The sequence below is a fragment of the Arthrobacter sp. Y81 genome (genome assembly GCF_002929335.1).
Taxonomy (GTDB): Bacteria; Actinomycetota; Actinomycetes; order Actinomycetales; family Micrococcaceae; genus Arthrobacter.
The window spans coordinates 97,209-122,419 of the sequence record NZ_PJIL01000005.1 but is presented as its reverse complement, the minus strand read 5'-3'; the positions used below and the strand labels follow the sequence as shown (position 1 = coordinate 122,419).

Below are 25,211 nucleotides of genomic sequence, written 5' to 3'. Positions count from 1 at the left end.
GGAGTTTTGATGTCCCTAACAGCAACTTCCACCAAGGAGCTCCTGGATTCGCCGATCCTCAAATCGGCGATTTCCAAGGCCTCGTTCCGGCTCATGCCGATGCTCGTCATCCTGTACGTCGTCGCTTTCCTGGACCGCACCAACGTGGGCTTCGCTGAAGCCGCCCTCGGTGTGGACCGCGGCATCACGGCCGGTGCGTACGCCCTCGGGGCGGGCATCTTCTTTATCGGCTACGCACTGTTCGAAATCCCCAGCAACCTGCTGCTGACCAAGTTCGGCGCCAAGATGTGGCTGGCACGGATCGCCATCACCTGGGGTATCGTGTCCGCGTGCTTCGCCTTCGTCCAGGGCGAGACCTCCTTCATCATCCTGCGCTTCCTGCTCGGTGTGACTGAGGCCGGCCTTTTCCCGGGCGTCATCATGTTCCTGGCGGCCTGGTTCCCGAACAAGGTGCGCGTGAAGATGTTCGCCATCTTCTACCTTGCCCAGCCGTTCTCCCAGATGATGGGGGCCCCGCTGTCCGGATGGCTGATCAACATCGGCGACCAGGTTCCCGGTGTGGCCGGCTGGCAGGTTATGTTCTTCGTCGAAGGCATGCTTGCGGTCCTGGCCGGCATCGCGGCGTACTTCTTCCTGATCAACAGCCCGCAGGACGCAAAGTTCCTGAACCCGGGCGAAAAGAAGGCGCTGCTGGACGTCATGGCGCTGGAGGACACTGTCAAGGAAGAAACCGGCCCCCGCGGTGTCCTTGCCGCGATGAAGAACCGCAAGGTCTGGTACTTCACAGCCATCTACTTCTGCCTGCAGATAGCGGTCTACGGCGTGACGTTCTACCTGCCGCAGCAGGTAGCCCAGCTGACCGGCCAGAAGGTGGGCATCGTGGTGGGCCTGCTGGCAGCCATCCCGTGGTTCTTCGGTATCTTCGCCTGCTACTTCATCGGCAAAGCTGCCAACACCATAGTCCGCCGCCGCGTCTGGGGCACCGGCCTCTTCATTTCCACGGGCCTGTGCATCTTCGGCTCGGCCTGGGCCGGAGCCAACCACATCCCGGCGCTCGGCATCATCTTCATCACCCTGGCCGTCTGCAGCTTCCTGTCGATCGGACCCATCGCGTGGTCCTACCCGACGGCGTTCCTCACCGGAACGGCAGCCGCTGCGGGCATCGGCCTGATCAACTCGCTGGGCAACCTGGGCGGCTTCGTCGCCCCGATCCTGCGCACCACGGTCAACCAGGTCACGGCGTCCGACACCGGAACGATGGGCGTCTACGCCCTCGGCGTCCTGCCGTTCGTGGCTGCGGTCATGATGTACGCCACAAAGCGGTTCCAGAACAAGGCCGACGAACTGCTGGAGAAGTAGGTTCCGGAAGGAAGTTCGGGACACAAGCTCCGGACCCGTCACCAGCAAGGCGGCCGTCAGCCTCCGCCCCAGCGAGAAAGCAAGACAGATGCAGCACGCTTCAGCCAGCCAGGCCCCCGGCTCCCTTGCGGCACGCCCGGATGCGTACGACCGCACCATCTACGTGGGCGTCAGCACCAAGATGTACTTGGGTTATCGGGACAGCCTGGACTGGCTGGAGCAGTTGCGGCACCAAGTGGACTCCCGTCCGGCCCTCGCGGCCGGGCGGGTTGTCCCGTTTGTCATCCCGTCCTTCCCGGTGCTCCCGGCGGCTGCCGCGGTGTTGGACGGGTCACCGCTGGTCCTGGGCGCGCAGAACTGCGGCTGGGCCGACGGGCCGTGGACCGGTGAGGTGGCGCCGTCCATGCTCGCCGAGCTCGGCGTCGGCCTGGTGGAGATCGGCCACGCAGAACGCCGCGCGCACTTCGGCGAAAACGACGCCGTGGTGGCGCTTAAGGTACGCGCCGCGGACGACGCCGGGCTGACGCCGCTGCTCTGCGTCGGTGAAGTCTCAGTTGGCGGGGACTTAGCCCGCGGGCCTGCTGCCGGCGGGGACTCAGCCGGCGGTGACGTGGCCGGCGGCGCCCCTGCGGCCGGCTTCGTGTACCGGCAGATCAAGGCCGCGGTTGGCGGCGACTGGGCGCTGGCCTCGCGCCTGATCATTGCCTACGAGCCTGTCTGGGCCATCGGCGCCGCCGAGCCGGCTGACGCCGGCTACGTGTCCGACGTCGTGAGTCACCTCCGTGCCCTGCTCGCCGTGCACGGACTTCAGGATCTTCCGGTCATCTACGGCGGTTCTGCCAAGCCCGGCCTGCTGCCCCGGCTCAGCGGCGTGTCCGGGCTCTTCCTTGGCCGCTTCGCGCACGACGCCGCGAACTTCGGCAGGGTGCTGGATGAGGCGCTGCTGATCGCCGCTAAGTAGAAGCCGCTACGAAGAAACAGACCGCTGGCAGAGCCCGATGAAGCCCCCCAACTGTTCGAGGCCCTCCGGATGGGTGGGCAGATAGTTGGTCAGCTCCGGGGCCCGCACCACCACAGCGCGCCATTTCCCGCGGGACACAGCGACATTGATCCGGTTCCGGGAGAGCAGGAACTCCATGCCGCGCGGAGCCTCGGCCACCGCTGAGCAGGCCATGGACACAATCACCACAGCCGCCTCCTGGCCCTGGAACTTGTCCACGGTGCCCACGCGGACCGCCGTGTGGCCGGCAGCGTCCAGGGCATCCCGGATCAGGTTCACCTGGGCGTTGTAGGCCGCCACCACCAGGATGTCTTCCGGCCCGAGCGGCAGGCTGCCGGCTTCGTCGTGCCACGTCAATCCCAGGTGCCTGCCGACCTGCCGCACCACTTCGGCGGCTTCCTCTACCGAGGACGTGATGTTGCCGCTGTGCGGCACCATGACCGTTTCGATTCCGGCGGGAACGCCGTCCAGGAACCTCAGGTCCGCCGCGCTGGCGGACTGCAGCCGGCCCTCGTACGAGAGCTCCGACACAGCAGCGCACAGCGGCGATGCCATCCGCCACGAGTCGGCCAGGAAGTAGCCGAGCTCCGGCGGAAGCGTGGCACGGCCAGCAGAGATCCAGCCCAGGGCGGATTCGTTGACCGGCTCGGGATGCGTGCCCTGGCTGACCTGGGGGAGCTGCTGCGGATCGCCGAGCAGCAGCAGCCGCGGGCTGGCCTGGGCAACAGCCAGGGTGTTGGCGAGCGAGAACTGCCCCGCTTCGTCGATCACGAGGAGATCCAAAGACCCCGCGGGCACCGTGGAACCGGTCATGGTCCAGGCCGTGCCGCCCACCAGGGCCCCGCCCGGGGTACTGAGCAGCCTGTCCACATCCGCGGCATCCCGGTGATGCCACGGCAGGGAACCGTCGTGTTTGACGTCCTTGGCAACCCTGCGCGGATCCACTCCGGCCTTATTCACGGCCGTGCAGAGCAGGTTCTCCACCACGGCGTGCGACTGGGCAACAACGCCCACCTTCCAGCCGCGGGCCACCAGCCGGGCAATGACGTGCGATCCGACGTGTGTCTTGCCGGTTCCTGGCGGACCCTGGACTGCCAGGTACGAATGGTCGAGCGCTTCCACGGCAGCCGTGATGGCGTCGATGAAGCGGTCCGGGCCGACGGAAGGTTCGGGCAGCGGCCCGGCTGTCACCAGCCGCGGCGGAACCTGTCGCACGAGGTCCAGGGCCGGATGCTTCCGAAAGACTGGTTTCCCCGGCGCCGCTGCCGTGCCGTCCGGAAGCCCGGCCGCGACCTGGTCAGCCAGCCGCGCCAGTGCCTCCTCCAAGCTCTTGGTGGGGATGGGTTGGTCCTCGGTCAGTGCGATGGGCAGGCTGTTGTGAGGATCGATCTTCCGAGGCAGCCTGTCCCGGATCACCACGGTATCCCTGCCGTCCTCGTGACCGAGCTCCAGAACCTCCGTCCCGAACCAGCCGTTGCGCCCGGAACCGTCGCTTCCCGTGCCTTCCAGCCCGGCCGGCAGCGGACGGTCATACATGCGGAACCACCTGCTGCCCTCGCGAAGGTCCGAACCGGCGCTCACGGTGCCGGTCAGCCGTACCCTGCGCTCCGGTAGCCTGGTGCCGACCTTTTGCCAGTCATCGAGGATGCGGGCCTCCTCCACGAGGAAGACGTTGCGGTCCTGCTGATGGGTGTCGGGTCCGTTTTCGCAGCGGTCGAAGTGGGCCCACCAGAACGCCTTGCGCTCGCGGCGGTGGTAGCTCACGGCAGCGTCGACCATGGCGACGGCCTGAACGTCAGGATCCACACCGACGTGCCCCACAGCGGCACGGACGGACTCAGCCGCGACACCCACAGCGCGGAACTCCGCAGCCTGGTGCAGGAAAGCCCTGATGGCCAGCTCAGACCGCCGGACCGTGGCACTGTCATCGGAGTCAGGCGCCGCCTGCCCTAAATTTCCGGCAGTCTTTTTGCTTCCCAGGGCGGTCCCGATTCCGCGCTCGCCGGCCAGCCGCAGCAGCCAGTTGCGCAGTTCCAGGGTGGAGAGGCAATCGTATTCGTTGTAGTCGGAGATGCCGGCGAGGATGGCCGCAGCATCCCCGGCCAGGCCGGCGTCGCGCGCCTCGCAGTAATCGGCATACGCCACAACCGAGGCGCCGGCGTCCTTCACGTCCCCGGAGCGGAGGTTGCTGCCCATGTACAGCGGCTCGAGTTTCTTGATGCTGTAGGAGTTCTCGGAGATACGGATGCTGTTCCGGACGGTCTGGTACAGGTCCACGAGGAGCCCGTCCCGCAGCCAGTTGTCCACGGTGTCCTCGCCGGCGACGTGCATGACCGACAGCTTGCGGAGGGCCGTCTTCTCGTAGGCTGCGTAGTGGTAGACGTGCATGTCCGGATACCTGCGCCGCCTGTCCTCGACGTAGTCCAGGAAATCGAGGAATGCCTGCTTCTCCGCCGCACGGTTGTGTGCCCAGAACGGCTTGAAAACGGTTGGGCCATCACGTTCCTGCGGTGCTTCGATAACTCCGAAGAGGTACTCAAGCCCCCAGACTCCGGTGCTGCTGTCCTGCCACAGCGGGTCCCCTTCGAAATCGAAGAAGATGTCTCCGGGGCTGGGCGGGGGAAGTTCCGCCAGCGTGTTCTCGGGGATCACGCGGTAGCCGATGCTGTGCTGTTCACCGTCTTTGACGTAGCTGACGGATCCCTCCGCGGTTCCGGCGTTGCTTTGCATCCTGGCCTGATCCTGCATCCGCAGCAGTGACGCGTTGGCTCCGGGCAACGTGGCGTCGGCCAGCTGCTTGACCGTAAGGATTCCTTGCGCGTGCAGCTTCTTCCGCTGGGCAGAGTTCATCCGTGCCACCAGGAGGAGGTCATCAGTGGCTTTCACTTGTTCCTGGCAGTAATCGCACCGGCCGCAGGCCACGACACCGGACGAGCCCCAGCTGACGACGTCGGACTGGTTGCGGTGGCCGGTAGTGAGCGCCAGGAATCTGTCCCTCCGCTCGCGGAAGACCGGGAGGATGTCCGCCAGTTTGTGGCTGCTCCGAACATAGTCGAAGCCGCCCCCGGGCGTTTCCACCGTGGCACCCAGAATCAGCGTCACCGCAGGGTCCGGCGCAATGCCGGCGTGGAGCAGTTGGTCGCCGTACGCGGCGAGCTGGAGCAGCGCCGTCACCTTGGCGTGGCGGGCCAGCTTGGTGTCGTACACGGCATAGCTGCCATCGGCCTGTTTGACCAGGAAGTCGGAACGCCCGTGGAAGCGGCCGTCAAAGAAAGCCGCCTGGAAGACAACGTCCGCCCCGGCCCGCAGCGCATCGACGGATTCGGCATGCTTGGCCTGCAGGGTGGCGCGGTCCATGGCTGTGGCGGGCGCGACGTCGTACACGCCGCGGCCGGTGGCGGGATCCCACGGGCCGAACTCATCCAGGAACCTGTCCAGGACCTTGTGCTCGTGGATGTCACCCAGCTTCGCTGTGCGGGCCAACATCTCGTCGGCCTCGAACTCCGCTTTGGGGGACCGGCCCAGTTTTTCGTCCAGCTTGCGCAGCAGCTGGTATTCGCACGTGGCCGCGATGACGAGATCGCTCGCGGAGAAAACCAGATCCTGGTCCAGATCCGGTGCTTGCGGTTCAAGAAGAAACACTGCGCCTCGTTGCCGTAGATGTCGTGTTGCCGTTGATGTCTTATTGCCAAAGTATCAAAGGCCCCTGACAGTATTGGCGGGTTGGCTGCAATAGCTGGTCTGCTCCAGGCCCGTGCTGTCGGCGTAGGGTCTGAGGGACGTGCCTGAGACAAAAATCAACAGACGGTGCACCGCTGCAGGCGGGGCACCCTAATTCTGAACTGAACCGGGGACCATGACTGAGCAAAATGGCATCACTGCATACGACGAAGCCGCGTTCGAGGCCGCGGTCCGGGCTGCGCAACAGAGCCTCGGCGAAGGCGGCATCCCCATCGGGGCCGCGCTGGCGAGGGGGAGCGAGGTGATCGCCAGCGGCCACAACGAACGCGTGCAGCACGGTGATCCGATCGCCCACGGCGAGATGGCCGCGTTGCGGGCAGCGGGCCGGCAGAAGAGCTACCGCGACACCACTCTGTACACGACCCTTGCACCCTGCGCGATGTGCACGGGAACCATCATCCAGTTCAAGATTCCGAGAGTTGTGGTGGGTGAGGCCAGGACGTTCCCCGGCGAATTCGACCTCCTGCGCTCGCGTGGTGTGGAGGTGGTGGTGCTGGACGACCAGCGCTGCGTGGACATGATGCTCACGTTCCAACACGACTACCCGGAACTGTGGGCCGAGGACATCGCCGAGTAGGCCGTCATCTTCAACTTTGCCTCCCGCACGGCCCTATTTGAACTCCAAAATGGAGCCTAAACCGGCCCGGGTGCGCCCTCCGGTACCGCCGTCCGACGAACCATGATTGAGCCTAGTCAGGGCGTTTGCCCGGGCGTAGGCTGACAGCATCGGCGCCGGAGCGGAGGGCCCCTGCGTCGAACCCCAACCGATGAAGGAGGACTGATGAGCGTCGTACGTGAATTCATGACTACCAACGCCCAGTGCGTCAAGGAAGAGCAGACACTGCAGGAAGCGGCCGTAATGATGCGCGACCTTGACTGTGGTTCGCTGCCGATCTGTGGCAGCGAAGGCAAACTCAGGGGACTCATCACGGACCGCGACATCGTACTCAGGTGCGTTGCCGAGGGCTTGGACGCCAGGGAGGTCAAGGCCATCGACCTGGCCCAGGGCAATCTGCGCTGGATCGATGCTGACGCCAACATCGACGAAGCCATTGCAGTGATGGAGCAGTACCAGGTCAGGCGCCTGCCGGTCATTTCCGACCATAAGCTGGTGGGCATCATCAGCCAGGGCGATATTGCCCGCAACTACTCGGAAGAGCGCGTCGGCGAACTGGTGGAACACATTTCGGCCAAGAGGCCCATGGAGAACATGGCCTAGTGCCGAATGCGATCAACTGCTGACTGCAATCGACCCAAGCGCCAACCGACCCAAGCGCCGCGACCTGGTCGCGGCGCTTGTCGCTTACCTGCCGTCACTTCCTTGCGCCGGGTCTCGGGTGACCGCAAAGCTACTTGACCGCAAAGCTACAAGAAGGCCTCGCGTCCGGTTCCCTCCCGAATCACCAGTTTGCCTTCTGCGATGGACACGAGGAGGCTCTTCGGCCTTCCGCTGAGTTTGACGCCTCCGGCCAGACCCCGGCTGGTGACCTCGACGCCGATGGTGGCCCCGCGCGCCGGAAGCTCGATTGCGACCTCCTCCGCAATGCCCAAAAGGGGGTTGGTGGAGAGATCGGTGTCGCGCCTGGCTTGCTTGCCGTTAACGAAGACCGTGACATTGTCCTCCTCAAAGCCGTCCTGAAGGATGATGAGCAACTCCTGCATGATGGACCGCCTCCGTTGGTTGCTGGCCTTCCTACTGCCACTACATCACTTATGCCCCGGGCCCGGTAGACCCAATCTCGCGCAGCCCGTGCCATAGTGTCGGTCCGGTAAGGCAAAATGTTCTGGGTGAACCACATCCCGCAGCGCCCTTCCCCGTCCCCTGCCACTCCGGGCGCCGTGATGCCCGGAAAAACCGCCGGCGGGACAGCCGGACAGACAGCCGCGCAGCCAGGCGGCAAGCCCGCCGGCAAGACCGCCGACGCCGTGGCCGAACAGATCGCGGCCCAGATCGCCGGCGAACTGGGAGCGAAGGCCTGGCAGGTCAAGGCGGCCGTGGACCTCCTCGACGGCGGTTCGACCGTTCCGTTCATCGCCCGGTATCGCAAGGAAGCTACCGGGACCCTGGATGACACGCAGCTCCGCGAGCTCGAGGAGCGGCTGCGGTACATCCGTGAACTGGAGGACCGCCGTCGGACCGTCCTGGAGGCGATCGCCTCGCAAGGCAAGCTGACGCCGGAACTGCAGGCCGCCGTCGTCGATGCGGACACCAAATCCCGCCTTGAAGACATCTACCTGCCTTTCAAAACCAAGCGGCGGACCAAGGCGCAGATCGCCCGCGAGGCGGGGCTGGAGCCGCTCGCCGACGCGCTGCTCAAGCGCCCGGAGCTGGATCCGGAGCGCGAGGCCGCCAAGTTCCTGAACCCTGAACACTCCATTGACGACGCCGCAGCGGCGCTGTCGGGCGCCCGGTCCATCCTGGTGGAGCGGGTGGCGCAGGACCCCGACCTCGCCGCAACACTGCGTGAACGGCTCTGGACCCAGGGCCGCATGGTGTCCCGGGTGAAGAAGGGCCAGGAGACCGAGGGCCAGAAGTTCAAGGACTATTTCGAGTTTTCGCAGGCGCCGTCGGGGATGCCGTCGCACCGCGTCCTGGCGCTGCTTCGCGGGGAAAAGGACGGGGTGCTGGAGCTGGATCTGGCTGAGGCTGAACCGTCCGACGACGACGCCCTGGCCGCCGCCCGCGGCCGCTACGAATCCGCCGTGGCCAGGTTCCTCGGGGTTGCGGACCGCGGCCGTCCCGCCGACGAGTGGCTCCTGCAGACCGCGCAGGTGGCGTGGCGCTCGCGGGTGCTGGCCCGGCTGACGGCCGACCTGCGCGGACGGATGTTCGCAGCCGCCGAAGACGAAGCGGTCCGGGTTTTCGCCGCCAACCTCCGCGACGTGCTGCTGGCTGCCCCGGCCGGAAACAGGGCCACCCTGGGGCTCGATCCCGGGCTCCGCACCGGCGTGAAGGTGGCGGTGGTGGACGGCACCGGCAAAGTGGTGGCCACGGACACTGTCTACCCGCACGCCCCGGCGCGGAAATGGGACGAAGCCCTGGCCACACTGGTCCGGCTGGCGCGTCATCACGCCGTCGAACTCGTGGCGATCGGCAACGGGACGGCATCCCGGGAGACTGACAAGCTTGCCCTCGAACTGATCAAGAAGCTGTCCGCGGGGTCAGCCGCGGAGTCAGCGACGGGGCAAACGGGCAACGCGGCACCGGGAACCCGGCCGCCGGAAAAGCTGGTGGTGTCGGAAGCCGGAGCGTCCGTGTACTCGGCGTCGGCGCTGGCTGCTGCCGAGTTGCCCGGCATGGATGTTTCCCTGCGTGGTGCCGTGTCCATCGCCCGGCGCCTGCAGGACCCGCTGGCCGAACTGGTGAAGATCGAGCCGAAGTCGATCGGCGTCGGGCAGTACCAGCACGATGTCACGGCGGCGAAGCTGGACCGCAGCCTGGATGCCGTGGTGGAGGACTGCGTGAATGCTGTTGGGGTGGACGTCAACACGGCGTCGCCCGCGCTGCTGAGCCGTGTGGCCGGCGTCGGACCGCTGCTGAGCGAGAACATCGTGGCCTACCGGAACGAGCACGGACCGTTTGCCAAGCGGAGCGAGCTGAAGAAGGTGCCACGGCTGGGCGCCAAGGCGTTCGAGCAGTGCGCCGGATTCCTGCGGATCACCGGGGGAGCGGAGCCGCTGGACGCTTCCAGCGTGCACCCCGAGGCCTACCCGGTGGCGCGGAAGATCGTCGCCGCCGCAGGCGGCAGGGCAGCCGTAGGAGGGGCAGGTACCGGCAGCCTCGCCGCACTTAACCCGCAGGACTTCGTTGAGGGCGCCTTCGGCCTGCCCACGGTGCAGGACATTATTTCCGAGCTGGAGAAGCCCGGACGGGATCCGCGGCCGGCATTCGCAGCGGCCAAGTTCTCGGAGGGGATCGAGAAGATCTCCTACCTCCGGCCCGGGATGATCCTGGAGGGAACCGTCACCAACGTGGCTGCGTTCGGGGCGTTCGTGGACGTCGGAGTGCACCAGGACGGGCTGGTGCACGTGTCCGCGCTGGCCAACCGCTTCGTGTCCGATCCGCGCGAAGTGGTGAAATCCGGACAGGTGGTGCGGGTTAAGGTCCTCGAGGCAGATCCCGAGCGGAAGCGCATCTCGCTCACGTTGAGGCTCGACGACGAACCGGCACCTTCCGGTGGCCGGCCGGCTGCAGCCGGTGGGCGGCAGGGCAACAATGCGCCGAGGCAGGGCACCAGTGCGCCGCGGCAAGGTAGCGACGCCGGTCAGCCGCGGAAGGATGCCCGCCAGGCGCGGAATGACGGCCGGCCCGCGAGGAACAACGGCCGTACCGACGCCACGCGGACGCCGCCGCCCAAGCCCGCTCCGGTGAACACCGCCATGGCCGAAGCGCTGCGAAAGGCCGGCCTGGGCAAGTAACCGCACCGCTCTCCAGACGCGGGCCGTGGCTACAGTGGACCCCATGACTTTCACGCGGCCCGATCCGTTCACCACGCGCCCCACCCTGCGGGGCACCTTCGGGATGAGCGCCTCCACGCACTGGATCGCGACGGCCACCGCGCAGGCCGTCTTGGAACGCGGCGGGAATGCGTTCGACGCCGCCACCGCAGGGGCGTTTGTGCTCCACGTTGTTGAGCCGCACCTGAACGGTCCGGGCGGGGACATGACCGGTGTGTTCGTCACTGCCGAGGCACCAGGCAAACCGGTGGTCCTGATGGGGCAGGGTCCCGCGCCCGCCGGAGCAACGCCCGGACACTTTCGCTCGGAGGGTCTGGAACTTGTCCCCGGCTCGGGTGCCCTCGCGGCGGCGGTGCCTGCCGCCGTCGACGCCTGGCTTCTGCTGCTGCGCGACCACGGGACGTGGGAGTTGCCGGCTGTGCTGGAGTTTGCAGTCGGGTATGCCCGGGACGGCCATCCGGTGCTGGGCCGCGTTGGAGCGACGATCGCGGCCGTTTCCGGGCTGTTCCGGGAGCATTGGCCCACGTCGGCCGAGCTGTGGATGCCGGAAGGCAGGGTCCCGGCCGAGGGCGAGTTGTTCCGCAACCCGGCCTATGCGCGGACCCTTGAGCGGCTTCTGGAGGCGGGGGCAGCAGGGTCCTCCCGGGAGGAGCGTATCGATGCCGCCCGCCGTGAATGGCGCGAGGGCTTCGTCGCATCGGCGATGGTGCGGTCCGTCCAGGCACCGCACAGGCACTCTTCCGGCACGGACCACCGCGGTGTGCTGGCAATGAGAGACCTGGCAGCCTTCGAGGCGGGCTACGAAGACGCCGCCACCATCGCATTCCGTGGCCACACGATCGCCAAGACAGGCCCGTGGGGTCAGGGCCCGGCACTGCTGCAGACCCTTGCGATCCTGGACGGGTTCGCCGACGAACACCTTGATCCGTCCACCGAACTTGGCGCGCACACCATCCTCGAGGCACAGAAACTGGCGCTCGCGGACCGCGAGGCCTATTACGGCGATACGGATGTTCCGCTCGACTATCTGTTGTCCGCCGAGTACGCCGCCGCGCGCCGTGCCTTGATCACGGAGCGGGCATCGTTCGAGTTCCGGCCCGGCCATGTTCCGGGACGCGAGCCGTTCCACCCTTCGCTGCGGAGGGAGTATGTGCCGCCGGCGCTCGCGAACGACGACGCCGGGCCAGGCCTTCGCGGGAGCGGTTCCAGTGCCGGCGTGGGTGAGCCGACAGTGCTGGCGACCGGGGAGACGCACGGCGATACCTGCCATATCGACGTTGTGGACCGCTGGGGAAACATGATCTCGGCGACTCCGTCCGGCGGTTGGTTGCAGTCCTCCCCGGCGATTCCCGAACTGGGGTTCTGCCTGGGCACACGGCTGCAGATGACCTGGCTCGAACCCGGAACGCCCTCCACGCTGACCCCGGGAAAGCGCCCCCGCACCACCCTGACGCCAACGCTCGTGCTTCGGAACGGCAGGGCTGTGACTGCGCTGGGCTCGCCCGGCGGGGACCAACAGGATCAGTGGCAGCTGCCATATCTGCTGCGGACGATTGTTGGCGGCTACTCTCCGCAGCAGGCAGTCGATGCGCCCACGTTCCATACGACGTCGATGCCGGGGTCATTCTGGCCCCGCACCTGGGAGCCGGGCGGCGCTGTGGTGGAGGACCGGTTAGGCGACGGCGTCATTGCGGGTTTGGAGCGTCGCGGCCACCGGATCACGCGGGCTGGTGACTGGGCGCTGGGACGGTTGTCCGCCGTCGTGCGCGATCCTCTGACGGGGGTGCTGCAGGCCGCCGCCAATCCGCGCGGTGCGCAGGGGTACGCGGCGGGTCGCTAGGGGGTGATCCTACTCGTGGGGAGGCCAGCCCATCATCTCGTTCAGTGCAATGACATTTCCCTCAGTGTCCTGGAGGAACGCTGACTTCACGGCGCCGAAATCCATTACTTCGCCCTCAGCTTGGCCTTCGACGCCGGCGAAGCTTCCGGCGCCCGGCGGCTGGAATCTGGCGCCACGGGCTTTTAGCTCCTTCACGAGATTCTCGATGTCTTCGACCATGAAGCTGATCATTGGATAGGCCGGGGGAACCCTGTCCGGGAGCTCGGTGAGGGCGATGCTCGAGCCGGAGGCCGCTCCGAAGACCATGGGATCGTCCGTTGGTCCGGTGAGAAGGTCGAGGCCAAGGACATCGCGGTAGAACTTCCGGGCACGGTCCCCGTCCTGCGCTGGAAGGATCGGGTTCACGTAGAAGCGGTTCAGCATGGCGAGTCTCCTTGTTCCAAGGTGTGAGCGTCCGCCCTTTGATTCTTGCAGAGAGGGCATTCTTCTTCACCTGGTGTGGCTAGCTCGTCCGGCCCGGTGGACAGAGCTGGGCCGATTTGGGCGTTGTTCAGCATCGGAAGTATCTGTTGCGTTGGGGTTTTTGGCGTGGGTCGATGTGGGGTGGCGGGATGAACCACGGGATGCCGCTTTTGACCTGGATGGTCCATTGCTCCTTGTGGATGAGGTGGTGGTGATGGCTGCAGAGGAGGGTTCCGTTGTCGGCGCTGGTGTTTCCGCCGTGTGACCAGTAGGTGATGTGGTGCGCTTCGCACCAGGGGGCCGGGATGGTGCAGCCGGGGAAGGCGCAGCCCTGGTCGCGGGCGGTGATGGCTTTGCGGATGTGGGGCGGGAAGATCCTGGTGGTGCGGCCGATGTCCAGGATGCGGCCCTGGCTGCCGAGCAGGACGGGGATGATATCGGCATCGCAGGCGATCTTCCGGACCATGGACGCCGCGACCGGGCCGGTGAACGTGAACGACCCGGTGCCGGGGAGCCTGCCGGTGTTTCCGGGGTTGAGGGTGGTCTCGTTGGTGTGGTCCGGGTCCCAGGTTCCGGCTGGCGTAGTAGTGCCGGTGCCGGTGCCGGTGGCCGCAGGTCGGTAGCGGGGGCCTTTGGCGGTGGTGTTTTCGAGGCGGTCCAGGAGGTCGCGGTAGTCGATGGTGACCATGACCTGGGGGCGGAGTCCTCCCGCCGCCGGCAGGCCTCCGGTGGTGAGGGCTGCTTTGCAGGCGCCGACCAGGCCGTCCAGGAGCCGCTGCTGCCGGGTCCGCCGGTCCAGATCGGCATCAGGTGCGCCGCCGGTCCCGTCGCCGCTATCCGCTGCACTGTCTGCGTTGTTGCCGGCGTAACTGTCCGTGCCGTCGCTTTCCTCAGCGCCGCTGGCCTGGGTCCGCGGGTTGGTGGCGGTGTTCATGACGGTCATGAGGGGTTCGCATTGGTCCGGGGTCGCGAAGATTTCGATGTGCTGCAGGCCGCGGCGGGCCTGCCGGAGGAAGACACCCTGGCGGCGGCGGAGTTCTTCCTCGGAAGGCTCCGAACCGTCCTGGTCGATCGCATCGGTCCAGCGGCGGGCGACCCGGGTGAGGAAGTCGATGTCGTATTCGGCCGCGGTGCGGGTCAGGGCGTGTTCCATCCGGGCTGTGGTGTCCTCGGTGGCGTGGTGCCGGACCCGGTCCAGGGCCAGAGTGATGATGGTCGCGGGGCGGGACGCCACAGTCCCGGCGGCAACGGCGGCGGCGAGTTCGGGCCGCTCCGGAGGCTCCGTGTGGCCGGCAAACCCTGTCCGGGGCAGCGCCGCGGACGCGAGACTGATCCGGCGTCGGGCTTCGGGGGCGCTGATCCGCAGCCGTGCCCGGAGGAACTCGGTGGCGTTCCGGTATCCGTCATCAGCCGGGTCCGAATTGGCGGGGTTCGGCGCCGGGGGCGCCTCATGATCCGCTGCGGCCGCTTCTGCGCCCCATCCGGTGACCCAGCCGACGCCGGTGCTGGAGCCTGAGCCGGCTGCGGCTGAGCGCGCAGCCACTGCGGCTTCCCGACGGCTCCGGTCCACGGCCCCGGCCGCGACGATCTGCAGGTATTCCGCGGCCCGGGAGATTTCCTCGACCTTGTCGGCGAAGTCCGCGGCCTCGCGGAAGCTCAGCAGCGCGGTGTCGTCGACCGCCGTCGAAGTCAAGGTCCTGAGGAGCTCAAGGCACCGCGCCAGATCAACCGACCCGCCGCCGTCGGACGCTAGAGTTTCCGGTGGTCCCGCAGGGACACTGCGCAGGCCACGGACCCGTGCGGCCGGAGGCACAACAGAGGGCTGAACAGCAGCAGCAGCATCAGCGGGCAGCTCGGCCCACCGCAACGCCCCTCCTGCTGCAAGATCCCCGATGCCTTCCATGGGATAACTCTGCCAAAGGGGTCAGACATTTTAGGCCTGCGGACAGTCAGGACGCTCTAATCCAGTGAAGAGTTCGAACGACTAGATCCGTACGCGCCCAGCCTCAGCCCCGAGCACCCGCGGCCGGCCGAACCGCGTCCGGACCCCGGGGGAGAACAGCACGGAGTCGGGCGGCCCTGTCACGTTGAGGCCGGCGGCGCTGACCAACCCGTCGTCCAGGACCGTCAGTTCAGCCCGGTACAGCGGCCACGCCGAATGGGTGTTCGGAACGTAGAGCGTACGGCCGCGGAAGCGGGAGTGCAGCCCGAACCTGGCCGTGAGGTGGACGGACAAGGGATCCGTCGCGACGTCGTCGAACGCCGGAATAACCGCGAAATTGCTCGTCGCGCCGCGGCGGAACCTACGCACGGAATAGCCGGTGCCCGGGCTGCCGGGTTGGGCCGGGCGGAAGCGGGTGTGCGACCACACGTAGGGGATCCCGGCCGCGCGGGCGGCCAGGACAACGGCCAGCCGGTCGGCGTCCAGGCTCAGGAACACTACACCCCGGGTGCCGTCCGGTTCCCGTGAGTACAGGCGGACGTTGATTTCGTTGAAGTCCCCGAAAAACGGCACAGGGGGCCCAAGGCCAAAGCCCGCTTTCTGCATGCGGAACCCGATCAGCCCCACCCAGGCGGACCCGTCGAACACGTCCGGCACCACTCCGGACGGCATGAATGCCGCCGACTCCGCCTCGGGGATGCGCCAGTGCAGGAACACTGCATCGGTCCATCGTTGCTCCATAAGGACAGGGGCGGGCAGCTCAGGCGGCTCAGGCCACGGGTCAGGCAGGCTCGCAGCCTGCATCTCCGGCTCAGTCATCCTGCGAGCCTAGCCGAGCCGCCTGAAAGCGCAGAAGGGTGTTAGCCGGCGGCCGAGCTCGCGGAACCGGCCGAGGCCGCCTCGCCTGCGGGCTGTTTCTGCCAGGGCCAGCGGCCGGTGATTTCCAGCTCCAGCGAGAAGCTCAGGAACGTCCGGATGAGCACAATGATCGCAAGCACACCCACGCTTTCGAACGTGGGTGTGACCGCGACCGTACGGATGATGTCCGCCGCCACCAAAAGCTCAAGTCCCAGCAGGATGGAGCGCCCCAGAAGTTGCCGGTACGAGCGGTAGACGGAGAGCGGTTCGGCGCCTTCCGGCAGGCGCTTCGGCTGGAATCCGCGCACGGCCATGGGGATGGAGACGACGGCGCCGATCACCATTACGGCGACGCCGGCAAAGTCCATGAACCTGCCGACCGTCTCGATGATGTGCTGAAAATCCACTGTTCCCCTTAGAAAGCTTCGGCTACAACTTCGGACACGGAGAAGCGCACATCACGGGTGCCGGATGCCTTCGCCGGCCAGGATGGCGCGGTACCCCTCACGGAAAGTGGGGTAGGCGAACTCGAACCCGGTGCTGCGGAGCAGGGCGTTGCTGCACCTCTTGTTCCCGCCGCGGGACGGTTCACCAGCAATGGCCGACGCCGGCTGGGGGAGTCCCAGCTCGGCGGCCAGGAAGCGCTGGACCTCGCCGAGCTCGGCGGGGTCGTTGTCCACCCCGAGGTACACGGGACCGGGGTCTGCGGCCATGGTGCAAAGGTGCACGATGGCCGCCGCGGCGTCATCGCGGTGGATCCGGTTCGTGTAGCGGGGTTCCGCCGGGGCCTCAGCTGTGCCTTCACGCACCTGGTCGATGAGCCGCGTCCGCCCCGGGCCGTAAATGCCGCCCAGCCGGAGCACGACGGGGGCGATTCCGGTGCCGGTCAACCGCCTGTGCAACAGTTCCTCCGCCTCGCGGATGATGCGGCCGGAGAATCCGCCGGGTGCCGGCGTTGTGCTTTCATCCACCCAGCCACCATCCGCATCGCCGTAAACGGCGGTCGAGGAGACGAACAACACGCGCCGAAGCGGCGAAGGTGACGGCCCGCCGTCGTGCCCGCGTGCGCGCTCCAGCGCATCGAGCACGTTCGCCAGCCCGTCCACGTAGGCGGCCCGGTAGGCGTCCTCGGTGGGGGAGTCGGCCGCAACGGCGACGACGACGGCGGTGGTGTCCGCCGGGATGGGCGGCAGCGCCGCCGTGGTCAGGTCAGCCGCGACACCTTCGATGGCGGCCGGAAGCTTGTCAGGCGACCGGCGCCAGCCCACCACGCGGTGGCCGGCGGCAGCGAACAGCAGCCCGGCCTCGGTACCAAGATCGCCGCAGCCGGCCATAAGAACAGTCATACGGGCCAGTCTGCCAGAGCTGCCCCAACGGCTCGGCTAGGCGCCGCTAACCACGCCTACGGCGCAGGAATCGGGAAGAACAGCCGCGGGTCCTGGAGCAGTGCCGGGTAGTCGAACGATGAGCGTTCCACAACCTCGGTCACCTGGAAGTTCCGGGCGAAGCGGCCGTCCACCGTGATGGGGCGGCCCTGGACCTTGCCCATCGCAAACGTGGCGCCGCCGTCGAACGGCACCGCGATCGGCGAATTGCCGGGGAGGGTGCGGAAGGCCTCTTCCTGCAGCTGGCGCTTGCGGGTGGGCTTCTTGACGAGCTGCTTGGGAGGCCGCTTCTTGGGGTTTTTGGGCGGGCGGCGCGAGCCGGAGTCGGCGTAGACGAACTCGTATTCGTCGGACTGGGCGGCGGCCTTCGCGGCGCGGCCAACCTCCGGCAGGCTGATGGTGTCCAGCTTTCCAGGGTCTATGTCTCCCACCAGGGCGCGCAGGATCCAGAGCCGGTCGCCTACCGGATCTTCCGGGAGGAACTCGTGCCGCGGTTCGGGCCAGACGTACTCCAGGTCCGCCGGCGTTCCCGGGAACAGCTCACTGTAGAAACGCGGTTCCTTCTGCAGCAGCCGGGAGCGGTGGCTGAGGTGGAGGTCCGGCTCGCCGAGCCACGGCGGCATGGCGATCTTGGCCGCGTACGCGGGGTGATCTGCCTGGGGCGCGAATTCGAGGATCTTGGCGCGGGTGGTGTCTTCGCCGCCGCGGGCGATCCATTCATCCGCCATGGCCAGGCCGTACATGGTCAGGGCGGGGACGTAGCCCATCCACATACGGACGGCCGGGTGCGACTGCCAGCCGTACTCCGGGATCACCAGCGCACGCAGGGTCTGCAGCGCCTCGACACGCTGCTTGCCGAGCCGAACGCGGTCCAGGACCGCGGCGCTCTGCTGGAAATCTGGATAGGGAAGGAAAGTCTGCATTCTTCAAGTGTGGAGGTGCCGGGGTCCCAGACCAAATGCCGCAGGCGCCCACACCTCGCCCACACCTTGGCCGCCCATCGGGTAGGCTGTCAGCGGTTGGCAAAGGGGCGCGGCGTAGTCTACTGGACCGTATGGTGAGACGGCGGCGACAACACGGTCACAATTTCACTAAGATGACCCCAAGCAGTTCCCCCCTCAGCCCACCCTCCGGAAGATACGACATGACACTTACCCAAGCAGTTCCGTTCACTCCGAAGTTCGGACAAATGCTGAGCCCGGAAGCCAACGGCATCCTGGTGCTTGATGAGTTCACCCTGGACCCGGAAGCGGCCCGCAAAGAGCAGCACGGTTTCCGCGCCGCCATCGGCTCTGTCGCCCTCACTCTTCGGCGCATCGTGGCCCTCCGCCTGTTCATCGCAGTGGTGGCCATCGCCAACCTTCCCCTGTTCCTCCTGTCCACCGGCTGGTGGATCTACGCCGTATCCCTGGCCGTTGTGATCGGCGTGCATGCAGGCGTTTCGTGGCTGAACAAGCACGAGCCGAAGGTCCGCCAGCGCCACTCGCTGGAACTGCACCTGCACCGCGAACGCAGTGACAACTACCGCAAGGTGCGCGACGCCGTGAAGTTCGTGATCGATTCGCCGGCGCGCATGAACGAGCACCTTTACCTGGAGCTCCTGGCAGCCAAGCGCGTGGCCCTGCACCTGCACATCGGCACGGTGGCCGTCCTGGACACCAGCGACGACTCCGCCTGGAAAGTCCGGATCGTCCGGGAACTGCCGCAGGCTACGTACCCGCATGCCAGCCTGAACTGACTTCATCTGAACTGACTTAAGAAACAACGACGCCGGAGCTCCCCGCCAAGGGAGGCTCCGGCGTCGTGGTTTATCAGGAGTCCTGGTTCAGGACGGTTGCAGCCTTAAGCGGGCAGCTGCAGAACCTGTCCTCCAAACACCAGGTCGGGATCCGCGATGGTGTCAACGTTGGCGTCGGCAAGGGTTTGCCAGCCGCCGGTGATGTTCAGCTTTTCCGCGATGGTGCTCAGGGTGTCGCCAGCCTCTACCGTGTAGGTTTCGCCGCTCAGCGGCACTTCGGCGGCGTGGCGCGGTTCGGCCTGGACGGGCGCCTGGGCAGGTGCTACTGCTGCCGAGGCCGCCTGGACAGGTGCCTGCGCGGCCTGCAACGGAGCCTCGGTGGGGGCCGGGCTGACGGGGACGCTCGGCGCGGGTGCGCCGCCGCCGCCGCTCAGTCCCAGCTGGGCTGCACAGGCGGGCCAGGCGCCCCAGCCCTGGCTGGCCTGGACGTTTTCAGCGACGGCGATCTGCTGCTCGCGGGTGGCGTCCGCCGGTGATCCGGTGCCGCCGTAAGCGGACCAGGTGCTGGCCGTGAACTGCAGCCCGCCGCTGAAGCCGTTGCCGGTGTTGGTGCTCCAGTTGCCGCCGCTTTCGCACTGGGCAAGGGAGTCCCAGGTGCTGGCGCTCGTGGCAGTGGGGGCAGCCGCACTGGCGGCGGTCGCGGAGAGTGCGAGCCCCGCGGCCGAAACGGCAGCCAACGTGACTCCGCGGCGCGCAACGGTTCCCAATTTGGATTTGTTCATGCGAGTGGAAGTGTTCATGGGGGTGGATGCTCCGAAAGGGCCACCTGCGCTCGGTCCGTCCCCGGACGTTGTCGCGCCACTGCCCGCCCCTGACAAACTAGAGGTCATTTACGGTGTCTGCCGGCCGGGCAGTTACTGGTGGTGGCAGCACCGGGCATTCGATGTCCCGCTCGGCGGGATCACGTTCCACGCTAAGACAGTGCCGCCGCGTTATCAAATCGAAATAGTTACCGCGCGTGGCGTGATGGCTGCGGCCCGGGATCACACGCCCAGCGCGGTCGCCAGGTACGGCGCCGTCCGGCTCTGCTTGGAACGCGCGACGGCGGCGGGTGTCCCGGACGCCACAATCTCACCGCCGGCGTCGCCACCGGCCGGGCCGAGATCGATCACCCAGTCCGCTGCCGCCACCACGTCCATCTCGTGTTCCACCACAATGACCGTATTGCCGGCATCCACCAGTCCGTGCAGCTGGGCCATCAGCAGCTGGACGTCCGCGGGGTGGAGGCCCGTGGTGGGCTCGTCCAGCAGGTACAGGGTGTGTCCGCGGCGGGCGCGCTGGAGTTCAGTGGCCAGCTTGATCCGCTGTGCCTCGCCGCCGGACAGTTCGGTGGCGGGCTGGCCAAGCCGGAGGTAGCCCAGGCCCACGTCGCGCAGCGTCTGCAGGCTGCGGGCCGCGGCCGGGACGTCGCCAAGGAATTCCGCGGCGGCGTCCACTGTCATGGCCAGCACCTCGGCCACGTTCTTGCCGTTGTACGTGACTTCAAGGGTTTCCGGGTTGTAGCGCGAGCCCTGGCATTCGGGGCAGGGGCCGTAGCTGCCCGGGAGGAACAGGAGCTCCACGGCCACGAACCCTTCGCCCAGGCAGGTCTCGCAGCGGCCGCCGGCAACGTTGAAGGAGAACCGTCCCGCACCGAAACCCCGGGCGCGGGCCTCCTCCGTGGCGGCGAACTCCTTGCGCACGGCGTCAAAAAGCCCGGTGTAGGTGGCCAGGTTGGACCGCGGCGTGCGGCCGATCGGTTTCTGGTCCACCCGGACCAGCCGGTCAATCCGGTCCATACCGCTGGTTTCGCCCACAGCCTCGGCAACATTCAGCTGCCCGTTTGATTCATTGTTCTCGGATCCCAGGTCCCCGGGTCCGGCAGCCGCCTCCGCTCCGGGTTCCGGGTGCAGCCGTGCCCCCACCACCTCGGCCAGGACCTGGCTCACCAGCGTGGACTTGCCCGAGCCCGAAACACCGGTGACCGCGGTCAGGATGCCCAGCGGGAACTCCGCGTCGAGATCCCTGAGGTTGTGGCGGCTGATGCCCTTCAGCCCCAGCCAGCCGTCCGCCTCCCTGACAGCAGGTTTACTGACCGCAGGCTTACCGGGCGCAGCGCCGCCGCGGCGCGTACCGCCGTCGTGCGTCCCGTCGTTTCCGTCCGGGAACAGGAAGGGCCGCGTGACCGACGACTCGACCTTGGCGAGCCCGGCAACGGGGCCGCTGTACAGGATCTCGCCGCCGCCTTCACCGGCGCGGGGACCCACATCAACAAGCCAGTCGGCACGGCGGACCACGTCCATGTTGTGTTCCACCACGAATACCGAGTTCCCGGAGGATTTGAGCGCTTCGAGCACGGCCTGGAGCGGTTCGGCATCGGCGGGGTGGAGCCCGGCGGAGGGCTCGTCCAGCACGTAGACCACGCCAAACAGGCCGGAGCGCAGCTGGGTGGCGATCCGCAGCCGCTGCATTTCGCCGGGGGAGAGCGTGGGGGTGGCGCGGCCCAAGGCGAGGTAGCCCAGGCCAAGCTCCAGCAGGACGGTGATCCGCAGCAGGAGGTCGCGGGTGATGGCGACGGCAACTTCGTTGGTCTCGCCCGAGGCCGCCGCACGGCTTGCCGTCCCGGCGTCCTTGAGTTTGCTCGTGGGCCGGATGATCTCGGCCAGTTCGGCCATGGGCACGGCGTTGAGCTCGGCGATGCTCCGGCCGGCGAACGTCACCGCCAGGGCGTCCGGGGTCAGCCCGCTTCCGCTGCAGCGTTCGCACGGTCCCGTTTCCATAAAGCGGAGGACGCGCTGGCGCATCGTGTCGCTCTTGGAGTCGGCCAGGGTGTGCAGCACGTAGCTCTTGGCGCTCCAGAAGCGGCCCTTGTACGGTTTGGCCACCCGGTCACGCTTCGGTGTCACTTCCACGACGGGCTGTTCCTCGGTGAAGAGGATCCAGTCGCGGTCCTTCTTGGGGAGCTTCCGCCACGGAGTGTGGACGTCGTAGCCCAGGTGGCTGAGGATATCGCGAAGGTTCTTGCCCTGCCATGCGCCGGGCCACGCGGCGATGGCGCCGTCGGCGATGCTCAGCGAGGTGTCCGGAACCAGCGAAGATTCACTGACGGTGTGGGCAATGCCCAGGCCGTGGCAGACGGGGCAGGCGCCAGCGGCCGTGTTGGGCGAGAAGGCGTCCGAATCCAGCTGCGCCGTACCGGCCGGGTACGTGCCGGCGCGGGAGAACAGCATGCGCAGCGAGTTGGACAGCGTGGTCACCGTGCCTACGGTGGAGCGGCTGCTCGGCGTACCGCGCCGCTGTTGGAGCGCGACGGCGGGAGGCAGCCCGGTGATCATCTCCACCTTGGGGTTGTGCCCCTGCTGGATGAGGCGTCGCGCGTATGGCGCCACGGACTCGAAGTAGCGGCGCTGGGCCTCGGCATAGATGGTGCCGAAGGCGAGCGATGACTTGCCGGAACCGGAAACACCGGTGAACGCGACGATGGCATCCCGGGGCACGTCCACGTCCACATTGCGCAGGTTGTTTTCCCGGGCTCCGCGGACCCGCACAAAACCATCTGTGGCGTGGTCCGGAACCAGGAACGGCAGATCGGAAGCATGCTGTTCAGTGTGCATTCATTCGACTCTATCGGTGCCGGAGCGATGCGGGCATATCCTTACCGGATGGAAACTTACGACGGCGCGCCCGAACCCTCTAATGCTGAACAGCCGGACGCCGAAGAACCCGTTGCCGAAGAACCGAGCAAGCTGTTGCCGGTGGCGGAGCTGCACCTCCACATCGAGGGGACGCTGGAACCGGAGCTGATCTTTGCCCTGGCGGAACGGAACGGAATCCAGCTTCCCTATGCGGACCTGGACGAGCTGCGCTCACGCTATGAGTTCACCGACCTGCAGTCCTTCCTGGATCTGTACTACGCCAACATGGCCGTGCTGCAGACGGAGCAGGACTTCGCCGACATGACCCGTGCCTACCTCGCCAGGGCTGCTGTTGCGGGCGTCCGGCACGCCGAAATCATGCTGGATCCGCAGGCCCACCTGTCGCGCGGCGTGGCGCTGGAAACCTGCGTGAACGGCGTGGCCTCCGTGCTGGCCAACTCCCTGGAGGAGTTCGGCATATCCACCCTGCTCATCGCCGCGTTCCTGCGGGATCTGTCCGAGGAATCAGCCCTCGGAGTCCTGGAGCAGCTGCTGGCAATGGGCGCGCCGATCGCCGGCATCGGCCTGGACTCGGCCGAGGTGGGCAACCCGCCGGCCAAGTTCGAACGGCTCTTTGCCCGGGCGAAGGAGGCGGGGCTGCGCCGGATTGCGCACGCCGGCGAGGAGGGGCCGCCGTCGTACATCATCGATGCGCTGGAACTGCTGGACGTGGAGCGGATCGACCACGGCATCCGCTGCATGGAGGACCCGGAGCTGGTGGAACACCTCGTGGCAGAGCGGGTGCCACTGACGGTGTGCCCGCTGTCCAATGTCCGGCTCCGTGCCGTGGACACGCTGGCCGACCATCCGCTGCCGGCCATGCTCGCCGCGGGACTGAACGTCAGCGTCAATTCGGACGATCCCGCGTACTTCGGCGGGTACGTGGACGACAACTTCGTGCAGCTCGAGACCGTGCTGGGATTGTCCGAGTTCGACCGGGTGCGGCTGGCTTCCAACTCCATCCGGTCCTCGTTTGCGGAGGAAGAGCGCAAAACCGAGCTGCTCGCGGAACTGGGCTACTCCTGAGCCGCTACCTCTCAACCGCGCTACCTTCAACAACTGTGACGCGGCCGCGCGCGCTGCGGGTGATCCACCACCCCAGCGCCGCGATGGCCAGGCCGATCGGTATTCCGTAGGGCGGCAGGCCCGCGTTGTAGCCGAGGATACCGGCCACTACGAAGGCCGCGCCCAGCCAGGCCGGAAACATGCGTGCCCGCCACCCGGCGATCCCGAAGACCATCCAGCCGAGGGCAAAGAGGACATAGCTCGAGAGCCCGCCCACTGCCAGCATTCCGGAGCCGCCCGCCAGGATGGCCTCCGGTGCGACGTCGGCGATCCACGGGCCGGCGAAGCCGTCGAACCACATGTTGCCGGCCATGTCCATGGTGCCCACCAGGGCGAAGCAGAAGGCGACGGCGCCCAGCGCTCCGGCGTCTGCGTGGTGCCTCAGATAAACGGAGACCAATGCCAGGAGCAGCCCGATGAAGACCACGAAGTAGAGCGCGTTGGTCACTTGGAAGGGGGTTTCGCGCATCATCGCAATCCGTTCCTTGCTGGTGTCGGCCGCAAGCAGCCGCGAGACATCGACGGCGGCGAAGGTGAGGCCTGCAACCAAAGCGATCGGTCCGGCGGCGGAAGCGAGTGGTGAGGACATCACTCCTCCTAACGGGGTTGGGTTGGGGATTAGTCAGGCCGGGGGCCCGGATGCGGTGCGGTTGAAGCGCCCGGAAAGCGGGCCGACGTCGGTTGCTTCCTTGGGTGCGGAGCGCCAGGCCGGTCGGTCCAGCAGGATGGTGGCGAGGGCTGCGGCGGCAACCACCACAAAATAGATCAACTCCGCGCGCAGTTCGTCGGGACCGGTGAAACCGTAGGATCCCACGGTGAAGGTGCCTTGGCTGTTGTGGAAGAGCAGTGTCAACAGCACGCTGCCGCCGGTGCGGTTGAACAGCCACATGTAGAGGAACGTGATGACGAACGTCGTGGGCAGGCCGATCAGGCTGAGCCCCCCGAAGATGATCAGCGGCAGGTGCCAGAGGGCCACGACGACCCCAAGGAGCGCCGCTGACTGCAGCGGCGACCGTCCGGCCTGGAGTAGCGGTACGGCGTAGCCGCGGAATCCCGGTTCCTCACCCAGCGGCCCGTCCATGGGGTTGACCAGGCGCACGGCGAACACCACCAGCAGCCCGGTCCAGGTCAGCTGGGACAGTCCAGGTGCGGCAGCGCCCAGCAGTATATTCACTGTGCCCGTGACCAGCACCAGCACGGCCGGGAGGAGCAGGGCCACGGCGTACCAGGCCCAGCCCACCCGCCAGCGGATGATCCGGCGGCCCCACACCCTGTAGCCGGCTCGCCCGTCCGCGAGGCCGATCACAATGACCGCGGCTGCCAGCGGACCGATCGGCAGGAACTCCATCGTGGGCATCATGCCCAGCGCATACACGGGCCAGGAGAGCCAGGAAATCACATACGAGAGAACAAAGAAGGCAGCCAGGCGGTGGTGCTGAAGCCAGTTGTGGAAGCGCGGCATGACGGCTCCGGACATTCAGGGCGGGTGCGTCCTATTGTCCGCCCATCGGCACCTGAACAACACCCCGGGGGGATAGCTTGGGAAGCCGGGCCAAATGCTTGCCGGGGCCCTCCATAACTGCTAATCCTGATGAAAGGGCAGCACCGAACGGTGCGTTCCAAGCCAGG

General features: G+C 67.1%; 20 protein-coding genes. 8 read left to right on the top strand and 12 right to left on the bottom strand.

Going from position 1 to position 25,211, the window contains the following annotated elements:
• Nucleotides 1–9: 9 nt before the first annotated feature.
• Complete coding sequence (locus CXQ91_RS08850; RefSeq protein WP_104173549.1) at nucleotides 10–1,359, top strand: MFS transporter; 1,350 nt, start codon at nucleotides 10–12, stop codon at nucleotides 1,357–1,359.
• An 88-nt stretch (nucleotides 1,360–1,447) separates the two neighbouring features.
• A complete protein-coding gene (locus CXQ91_RS08845) occupies nucleotides 1,448–2,320 on the top strand; it encodes a triose-phosphate isomerase family protein (RefSeq protein ID WP_104173548.1) in 873 nt (290 codons plus the stop codon).
• Nucleotides 2,321–2,326: 6 nt separating this feature from the next.
• On the opposite strand, the gene CXQ91_RS08840 is transcribed toward CXQ91_RS08845, so the two are convergent.
• Entirely contained in the window at nucleotides 2,327–6,001 is a 3,675-nt protein-coding gene (locus CXQ91_RS08840; RefSeq protein WP_104173547.1) for a bifunctional RecB family nuclease/DEAD/DEAH box helicase, read from the bottom strand.
• A gap of 214 nt (nucleotides 6,002–6,215) precedes the next feature.
• On the opposite strand from CXQ91_RS08840, the gene CXQ91_RS08835 reads away from it, so the two are divergent.
• Together CXQ91_RS08835 and CXQ91_RS08830 are read left to right on the top strand one after the other, a co-directional pair.
• Nucleotides 6,216–6,677, top strand: coding sequence for a nucleoside deaminase (locus tag CXQ91_RS08835; RefSeq protein ID WP_104173546.1), 462 nt, complete (start codon nucleotides 6,216–6,218; stop codon nucleotides 6,675–6,677).
• Nucleotides 6,678–6,881: 204 nt separating this feature from the next.
• Nucleotides 6,882–7,319 carry a CBS domain-containing protein gene (locus CXQ91_RS08830; protein WP_104173545.1) on the top strand — a complete coding sequence of 146 codons (438 nt, stop codon included), beginning with the start codon at nucleotides 6,882–6,884 and terminating at the stop codon, nucleotides 7,317–7,319.
• Between the two features lie 146 nt (nucleotides 7,320–7,465).
• On the opposite strand, the gene CXQ91_RS08825 is transcribed toward CXQ91_RS08830, so the two are convergent.
• Nucleotides 7,466–7,762: a hypothetical protein gene (locus CXQ91_RS08825; RefSeq protein WP_104173544.1), complete on the bottom strand. Its 297-nt coding sequence runs from the start codon at nucleotides 7,760–7,762 to the stop codon at nucleotides 7,466–7,468.
• Between the two features lie 117 nt (nucleotides 7,763–7,879).
• Here CXQ91_RS08825 and CXQ91_RS08820 point away from each other — a divergent pair, with 117 nt between their 5' ends.
• On the top strand, nucleotides 7,880–10,519 hold the full coding sequence (locus tag CXQ91_RS08820; protein WP_374953642.1) for a Tex-like N-terminal domain-containing protein: 2,640 nt from the start codon (nucleotides 7,880–7,882) through the stop codon (nucleotides 10,517–10,519).
• A gap of 43 nt (nucleotides 10,520–10,562) precedes the next feature.
• Nucleotides 10,563–12,398: a gamma-glutamyltransferase family protein gene (locus tag CXQ91_RS08815; protein ID WP_104173543.1), complete on the top strand. Its 1,836-nt coding sequence runs from the start codon at nucleotides 10,563–10,565 to the stop codon at nucleotides 12,396–12,398.
• Nucleotides 12,399–12,407: 9 nt separating this feature from the next.
• Here CXQ91_RS08815 and CXQ91_RS08810 read toward each other — a convergent pair whose 3' ends face one another.
• The 6 genes from CXQ91_RS08810 to CXQ91_RS08785 all read right to left on the bottom strand — a co-directional run bounded on the left by CXQ91_RS08810 (nucleotide 12,408) and on the right by CXQ91_RS08785 (nucleotide 17,968).
• The gene (locus CXQ91_RS08810) at nucleotides 12,408–12,821 is read right to left on the bottom strand and encodes a VOC family protein (RefSeq protein WP_181038830.1); all 414 of its coding nucleotides are present in this window, start codon (nucleotides 12,819–12,821) and stop codon (nucleotides 12,408–12,410) included.
• A gap of 127 nt (nucleotides 12,822–12,948) precedes the next feature.
• Nucleotides 12,949–14,763 (bottom strand): HNH endonuclease signature motif containing protein, encoded by a 1,815-nt coding sequence (locus tag CXQ91_RS08805; protein WP_258073899.1) that lies wholly within the window; start codon nucleotides 14,761–14,763, stop codon nucleotides 12,949–12,951.
• Nucleotides 14,764–14,844: 81 nt separating this feature from the next.
• Entirely contained in the window at nucleotides 14,845–15,621 is a 777-nt protein-coding gene (locus CXQ91_RS08800) for a YqjF family protein (protein WP_258073898.1), read from the bottom strand.
• A gap of 41 nt (nucleotides 15,622–15,662) precedes the next feature.
• Nucleotides 15,663–16,067, bottom strand: a complete 405-nt coding sequence (locus CXQ91_RS08795; protein WP_104173541.1) for a DUF1622 domain-containing protein — start codon at nucleotides 16,065–16,067, stop codon at nucleotides 15,663–15,665.
• 51 nt (nucleotides 16,068–16,118) lie between these two features.
• On the bottom strand, nucleotides 16,119–17,006 hold the full coding sequence (locus CXQ91_RS08790) for an SDR family oxidoreductase (protein ID WP_104173540.1): 888 nt from the start codon (nucleotides 17,004–17,006) through the stop codon (nucleotides 16,119–16,121).
• A gap of 56 nt (nucleotides 17,007–17,062) precedes the next feature.
• Complete coding sequence (locus tag CXQ91_RS08785) at nucleotides 17,063–17,968, bottom strand: MSMEG_6728 family protein (RefSeq protein ID WP_104173539.1); 906 nt, start codon at nucleotides 17,966–17,968, stop codon at nucleotides 17,063–17,065.
• A gap of 221 nt (nucleotides 17,969–18,189) precedes the next feature.
• Here CXQ91_RS08785 and CXQ91_RS08780 point away from each other — a divergent pair, with 221 nt between their 5' ends.
• Nucleotides 18,190–18,783: a hypothetical protein gene (locus CXQ91_RS08780; RefSeq protein ID WP_104173538.1), complete on the top strand. Its 594-nt coding sequence runs from the start codon at nucleotides 18,190–18,192 to the stop codon at nucleotides 18,781–18,783.
• A 104-nt stretch (nucleotides 18,784–18,887) separates the two neighbouring features.
• Here CXQ91_RS08780 and CXQ91_RS08775 read toward each other — a convergent pair whose 3' ends face one another.
• Together CXQ91_RS08775 and CXQ91_RS08770 are read right to left on the bottom strand one after the other, a co-directional pair.
• Nucleotides 18,888–19,583 (bottom strand): LysM peptidoglycan-binding domain-containing protein, encoded by a 696-nt coding sequence (locus CXQ91_RS08775; RefSeq protein ID WP_258073897.1) that lies wholly within the window; start codon nucleotides 19,581–19,583, stop codon nucleotides 18,888–18,890.
• Nucleotides 19,584–19,826: 243 nt separating this feature from the next.
• A complete protein-coding gene (locus CXQ91_RS08770; protein ID WP_104173536.1) occupies nucleotides 19,827–22,436 on the bottom strand; it encodes an excinuclease ABC subunit UvrA in 2,610 nt (869 codons plus the stop codon).
• 48 nt (nucleotides 22,437–22,484) lie between these two features.
• Between CXQ91_RS08770 and CXQ91_RS08765 the strand changes: the two genes are divergently transcribed.
• Nucleotides 22,485–23,543 carry an adenosine deaminase gene (locus CXQ91_RS08765; RefSeq protein ID WP_258073896.1) on the top strand — a complete coding sequence of 353 codons (1,059 nt, stop codon included), beginning with the start codon at nucleotides 22,485–22,487 and terminating at the stop codon, nucleotides 23,541–23,543.
• Nucleotides 23,544–23,547: 4 nt separating this feature from the next.
• Here the strand turns inward: CXQ91_RS08765 and CXQ91_RS08760 are convergent, their stop codons facing one another.
• Complete coding sequence (locus CXQ91_RS08760) at nucleotides 23,548–24,171, bottom strand: hypothetical protein (protein WP_104173535.1); 624 nt, start codon at nucleotides 24,169–24,171, stop codon at nucleotides 23,548–23,550.
• A gap of 33 nt (nucleotides 24,172–24,204) precedes the next feature.
• Nucleotides 24,205–25,059, bottom strand: coding sequence for a CPBP family intramembrane glutamic endopeptidase (locus CXQ91_RS08755; RefSeq protein ID WP_104173534.1), 855 nt, complete (start codon nucleotides 25,057–25,059; stop codon nucleotides 24,205–24,207).
• Between the last annotated feature and the right edge of the window lie 152 nt (nucleotides 25,060–25,211).